The sequence below is a fragment of the Nocardia wallacei genome (genome assembly GCF_029869545.1).
Lineage (GTDB): Bacteria > Actinomycetota > Actinomycetes > Mycobacteriales > Mycobacteriaceae > Nocardia > Nocardia wallacei_A.
Window position 1 is genome coordinate 1 of the sequence record NZ_JARWQD010000094.1, and the last position, 5,441, is coordinate 5,441.

At 68.5% G+C, this 5,441-nt stretch carries 6 protein-coding genes and 1 pseudogene; 4 read left to right on the top strand and 3 right to left on the bottom strand.

Annotation, left to right across the window (positions count from 1 at the left end):
- Nucleotides 1-97, top strand: a pseudogene (locus QH290_RS06200) (transglycosylase family protein); the annotation flags it as partial.
- 90 nt (nt 98-187) lie between these two features.
- On the opposite strand, the gene QH290_RS06205 reads toward QH290_RS06200, so the two are convergent.
- Nucleotides 188-523: a transglycosylase family protein gene (locus QH290_RS06205; protein ID WP_280261567.1), complete on the bottom strand. Its 336-nt coding sequence runs from the start codon at nt 521-523 to the stop codon at nt 188-190.
- A gap of 785 nt (nt 524-1,308) precedes the next feature.
- Between QH290_RS06205 and QH290_RS06210 the strand changes: the two genes are divergently transcribed.
- Genes QH290_RS06210 through QH290_RS06220 form a run of 3 tightly spaced genes read left to right on the top strand, consistent with a single transcriptional unit; the run spans nt 1,309 to nt 4,147 of the window.
- On the top strand, nt 1,309-2,256 hold the full coding sequence (locus QH290_RS06210) for an ABC transporter permease (RefSeq protein ID WP_425301533.1): 948 nt from the start codon (nt 1,309-1,311) through the stop codon (nt 2,254-2,256).
- Between the two features lie 44 nt (nt 2,257-2,300).
- Nucleotides 2,301-3,356 (top strand): taurine ABC transporter substrate-binding protein, encoded by a 1,056-nt coding sequence (locus tag QH290_RS06215; RefSeq protein ID WP_280382226.1) that lies wholly within the window; start codon nt 2,301-2,303, stop codon nt 3,354-3,356.
- A complete protein-coding gene (locus tag QH290_RS06220) occupies nt 3,353-4,147 on the top strand; it encodes an ABC transporter ATP-binding protein (protein ID WP_280261572.1) in 795 nt (264 codons plus the stop codon). The genes QH290_RS06215 and QH290_RS06220 overlap by 4 nt, the downstream gene beginning before the upstream one ends.
- A gap of 51 nt (nt 4,148-4,198) precedes the next feature.
- Here QH290_RS06220 and crcB read toward each other — a convergent pair whose 3' ends face one another.
- A complete protein-coding gene (crcB, locus tag QH290_RS06225) occupies nt 4,199-4,561 on the bottom strand; it encodes a fluoride efflux transporter CrcB (protein ID WP_280261574.1) in 363 nt (120 codons plus the stop codon).
- A gap of 91 nt (nt 4,562-4,652) precedes the next feature.
- Nucleotides 4,653-5,162: a fluoride efflux transporter FluC gene (locus tag QH290_RS06230; RefSeq protein ID WP_280261576.1), complete on the bottom strand. Its 510-nt coding sequence runs from the start codon at nt 5,160-5,162 to the stop codon at nt 4,653-4,655.
- Nucleotides 5,163-5,441: the final 279 nt, after the last annotated feature.

Sequence of the window (5,441 nt, forward strand, 5' to 3'; positions counted from 1 at the left end):
CGCCGCCATCGCGAGCCGCGAGGAGCAGATCGCGGTCGCGGAGAACGTGCTCGCGGGCCAGGGCCCGGGCGCGTGGCCCGTCTGCGGCGCCTACCTTTATGGCTTCGCTGGTAAATCAATACTTCGACGGCCCCGCCACCCGTATCGGGTGGCGGGGCCGTCGAAGTCTGGATTTACCCGCGAAGCCTTACAGGTAGGCGCCGCAGACGGGCCACGCGCCGGGGCCCTGGCCCGCGAGCACGTTCTCCGCGACCGCGATCTGCTCCTCGCGGCTCGCGTTGGCGGCGTTGCCCTCGCCGCCGTAGGCGTTCCAGGTGCTCTGGGTGAACTGGAGGCCGCCGTAGAAGCCGTTGCCGGTGTCGGCACCCCAGTTGCCGCTGGCCTCGCACTCCGCGACGGCGTCCCAGTTGTGGCCGCTGTCGGCAGAGGCGGTGGCGGTCAGGCCGAACGGCACGGCGACGAGTGCGCCGGCGACGGCGGCGAGACCGAAGGCGCGGGTGCTGAACTTACGGTTCCGAGACATGTAGTGTTTCCTGCCTGCGCCCAGCCGGCCCGGTCGACGAGGCGAATCCGGGTCCCTGTCCCCAGTGAACGTCGGGGTCGAACTCGAACCGCGGGACAGGGTTGCCGGTGTTCGGCGATTCGAGTTTCAGCCCGGATTGCCGGGCCGCCGACGACGGTAACGAACAAATCTCGGTAGATCACGTTGCGGTAACAACCAAATAGTCTCGACCACCACGTGAGGAACGGGCCGTTTACGCAGCTGAAAAACCCGAAACCTGTATTACATAAACGTAGTTACCCACTCGTTATGTGTTCGAGATCACTACGATATTGTGAACCAGGTCACGTTTACGGCAATCGATCGGCTGCTCGCAACGCTCCTAGTAGCGAGGTTGACGAACCTCTGTCTTCGATCTTGGTTACGGTCCAGACAACACCTTCGACAACACCGTGCTGCGGAAACCACCGTGCCGAGCAGCCGTACGCGGGCCGGTGCCAAGGCGGTTCCACACCCCCAATGCGTTTGCCGGAACGCCCTACCGCGCCGCCGAAAACAATCCCTCGGATCAATGCCTCGGGACGTGCCGCCATTCCTCCCCGATGCACGGCGCGACATTCACTGCGCACTGCAAAGGCCCGGGGAAACAACGCGCCGCACTGCCGAATTCGCTTCGACACCACCTGTCGGCGCCATTTCGATCACGGTGATCGTGACCCTGTTCGGCGCACCGAGTGTTCGACAGGATCCCACCGGAAGGCCGTGGCCCCGAAGCAGCGACCGGCCGAGATCAGTTCAGCAGGAAGGTGAATCGCGTGCCCCAACCTCCGATGGCCGTCGAGCCACATGCGGGCGGCGCGCCACCTCCGTCCACGCCCGAATCGGCCGGTCCGCCGGATTCCGCACCGCCGCAGCCTGCTTCGCGAGTGATCCGCGGCCGACGTCGAACGGCGCGGATCGCACGCGTTGCGGTGCGCGGGCTTTCGCTCGCCGCGTTCGTGCTGCTGTGGTGGCTGGTCGCGGCGGCCAACGTGATCGACGCCCAGTTCCTGCCCGGGCCCGGTGCCGTATGGGACGCGTTCGTTCGGGCCAACAGCTGGCACCAGCTCGCGCCCGGAGTGCCGCGCGAGGTCCAGGGCGAGCAGAACTATTTCCTGTGGGAACATCTGGTGGCCAGCCTGCAGCGCATCTTCGCCGGAGCGGGCGCGGCCATCGTCCTCGGCCCGGTGGTCGGTTTCGTGCTCGGCACGTCGAAAACGGTTGCGGCCGTGGTGGAGCCGTATCTCAACTTCCTGCGCGCGCTGCCGCCGCTGGGATATATCGGCCTGCTGATCGTGTGGTTCGGCATCGGCGACACCTCGAAGATCTGGCTGCTGTTCCTGGCCGCGTTCCCGCCCGTGGTCATCGCCACGATGACCGGGGTGCACGGGGTTTCGGCCGATCGCATCAACGCCGCTCGGTCGCTGGGCGCGACCCGTCTACAGGTCACCACCCGCGTCCTGCTGCCCGCCACGCTCCCGGAGGTGCTCGCGGGTATCCGGGTCGCGGTCGGCTTCGCCTGGACGACGGTGGTCGCGGCCGAACTCAACAACGGCATCCCCGGTATCGGCGGACTCGCCTACTTCGCCGGTCAGCGCCTCGATACCGCGCTCACGCTGGCCTGCATCATCGTCATCGGAATCACCGCGCTCACCCTGGACGCGGCGATCAAGGGGCTCGGCGCGGTCGTGGCCCCGTGGCAGGGCCGGGCATGAGCCACAGGAACGGGAGAGCGTCGAGCACCATGGAATTGCCCCGTATGCGAAGGACTTTCGCCGCCGCCCTGGCCGGGATGCTCGCCCTGGCACTCACCGGCTGCGAGGAGTCCGGGCGCACCGATTCCTCGCGCTACACCGGCGAGCGGGTGCCGTGCCCGGTCGCGGTGGACGAATCGTTCACCGGCAGCGTGCGCATCGGGTATCAGGACATTCCCAACGGCGATCTGATCGTCAAGGACACCGGGCTGCTGCACACCTGCCTGCCCAACGCGACGGTCACCTGGTCGAAGTTCGCCTCCGGTGGCGACGTCATCCAGGCGTTCGGCGCCGGATCGCTCGATATCGGGCTGCTGGGCAGCGCTCCGGCCGCCCGCGCGCTGTCGGCTCCGCTGCGCCAGGACATGCGGGTGATCTGGATCCACGACATCATCCGGGGCGCGGAATCGCTTGTCGCCAAGGACCCTTCGATCACCACGGTCGCGGGGCTACGGGGTAAGCGGATCGCGGTGCCGTTCGCCAGCACCGCGCACTACAGCCTCACCGGGGCGCTCACCGCCGCGGGAATCGACAGGGACGTGCGGTTGGTGAATCTGACACCGGACGCGATCCTGGGCGCGTGGAAGGGCGGGCAGATCGACGCCGCGTTCATCTGGGAACCGACGCTGTCGCAGCTGCTGGCGGACGGGCACGTGGTGGCCTCCGCCGCCTCGACCGCCGCATCCGGCAGACCGACCTACGACCTCGCGGGTGCGCGCGCCGGGTTCGTCGCCGAGAACCCGAAGTTCCTCGAGGTCTGGACCGCGGCGCAGCACTGGGCCGTCACGCAGCTCAACGGCGACCAGGCGCAGGCGGCCACCCATATCGCCGCGCAGCTCGGCATCTCGATCGACGCCGCCCGCAGACAGCTCGGCGGATACGGCTACCTGGACGCCGGAACCCAGTCGGGCGCAACGTATCTCGGCGGCAACCTGGGCCGCGATCTGCGTAGTACCGCCGAATTCCTGTTGAGCCAGGGCGAAGTTCAGGGCGTCGCGGCCCCCGATGCCTATGCCGATGCCGTCTACCCCACGGCCGCAGCGAAAGTGAGCGCGAAATGACAACCGCCGTCGACGAGCGGGACCGCGTGGTGCTGACCCGGGTGTCGAAGACCTACGAAACCGCGACCGGGCGGACCGTCGCCCTGTCGCCGACCGATCTGACGATCGAGCCCGGCGAGTTCGTCAGCGTCGTCGGGCCGTCCGGATGCGGCAAGTCCACCCTGCTGAACCTGCTCGCCGGATTCCTCGAACCCAGCGACGGCAGCCTGCTGGTCGGCCGCGATCCCATCACCGGCCCGGGGCCCGAACGCGGCGTGGTGTTCCAGGCGCCGACGCTGTATCCGTGGCTGTCGGTGCGCGGCAATGTCGAGTTCGGGCCGAAATGCCGTGGGGTACACCGCGGTACCCGCCGCGCCGAGGCGGACCGGCTGCTGGAGCTGGTCGGGCTGGCCGAGTTCGCCGACCGGCGGCCCTACGAGCTGTCCGGCGGTATGCAGCAGCGCGCCCAGATCGCCCGGGTGCTGGCCAACGATCCGCGCATCATCCTCATGGACGAGCCCTTCGGCGCGCTCGACCAGCTCACCCGCGAACGATTACAGGTCGAACTGCTCCGGCTGTGGCGGAAAGCGGGCAAAACCATTGTGTTCGTGACGCATTCGGTGGAGGAGGCGGTATTCCTGTCGACCCGCGTGCTGGTGATGAGCGCGCGGCCCGGTCGCGTCATCGTCGATCGGCGCATCGAGCTACCGGGCGGCGGCGACGGCATCCGGGACCTGTCGGTAATCGCGACGCCGGAGTTCCAGGCGCTCAAATCGTCTCTCGCACAGGCCATTTACGACGCGCACGCATGATTCCGACGCACCGATCGTGCAGGCGGCTCACCGCCGGGAGCACGGCGGACTTCAGCCTGCGATCGCATCGATGGCGGCGTATGCGAGCACTGCGGCGCCCAGCCCCGCGGCGACGCTCGCGACGATATTCACGGCCGCGTAGAGGTAGCTGCGTTCCTCCGCGAGCCGGACGGTTTCGTAGCTGAAGGTGCTGTAAGTGGTGAGCGCGCCACAGAATCCGGTGCCGAGGACGGCGAGGACGGGCGTGGACACCGCCGCGCCGGTCAGGCCGCCGAGGATCAGGCAACCGGTGAGGTTGACGAGGAAGGTGCCCCACGGGAAGACGCCGTCGTGGCGGGTCTGCACGGCGCGGTCGACGAGATAGCGCACGGGCGCGCCGACCATCGCGCCGACGAAGACCAGTAACGCGGTCATGCCCGCCTCCCGGACCCGCGACCGCTCCCAGCGAACGCCCGATATCGTTGCGGCACAATGCCTCTCGTGCGGAGTTCCGTCGCTGGACCGATCACCGTACCGCCCGTCGGCGGCCACGCCGCAGCAGCTCGTGGCACGCACGCGCCGAGCGCATCGCCACCGCCGTGGCCAGCAGGGCACTCAGCAGCGTGCCCGCGAGATAGGCGAAGGCGATGATCACGGTGCCGGGCTCGAGGAGGTCGCGGATCTCGGTGGCATAGGTGGAGAAGGTCGTGAATCCGCCCAGGATGCCCACCCCCAGAAACGGCCGGACCAGCGGATGCGCGGTCCCGATCTCGACGACGGCGACCATCAGGACACCGATGAGAAAGCAGCCGCTGACATTGGTGACGAACGTGGCCCACGGGAACCCACCCGTCCGCGTCGGCCACCACTGCGCCAGGCCGTACCGGGCGAGCGCGCCGACACCACCGCCTGCGGCGATGACGAGCAGTATCGCCCCGTGCGATCGGCTCAGCTCGCGGCGCTGCCCCACGGCACGCACGTCGATATCCGAGTCGCCCGGCGAGAGATCCTCCTGGTGGATTTGCCCCTCGGTCACACCTGTCTCCTACACGAATCAACCCACGGGTTCACATCGGGTAGGGACTGTCGGCGGCGCATACGCCGCGGTTCATCCCGACCACGCCGGAGCGGCGAGCCCCACCACCGCCCAGTTAACCAGACACCCACCCCACCACCGCCCGGCCCTCCCGACAAGCTGCCGTCCGCCTGCCTCACCATCCCCGGCCGCCCGGGCCCCACCGGCCCGGCGCGCGGCCAGATATTGTGATTTACAACTCGACACCGCCCCGCGACCCCACCCCCCGCGCCGCCGTAT

Coding starts and splice junctions, on each gene's coding strand:
- QH290_RS06215 (WP_280382226.1), top strand. CDS start 2,301: ATGCGAAGGACTTTCGCCGCCGCCCTGGCCGGGATGCTCGCCCTGGCA.
- crcB (WP_280261574.1), bottom strand. CDS start 4,561: ATGACCGCGTTACTGGTCTTCGTCGGCGCGATGGTCGGCGCGCCCGTG.
- QH290_RS06220 (WP_280261572.1), top strand. CDS start 3,353: ATGACAACCGCCGTCGACGAGCGGGACCGCGTGGTGCTGACCCGGGTG.
- QH290_RS06205 (WP_280261567.1), bottom strand. CDS start 523: ATGTCTCGGAACCGTAAGTTCAGCACCCGCGCCTTCGGTCTCGCCGCC.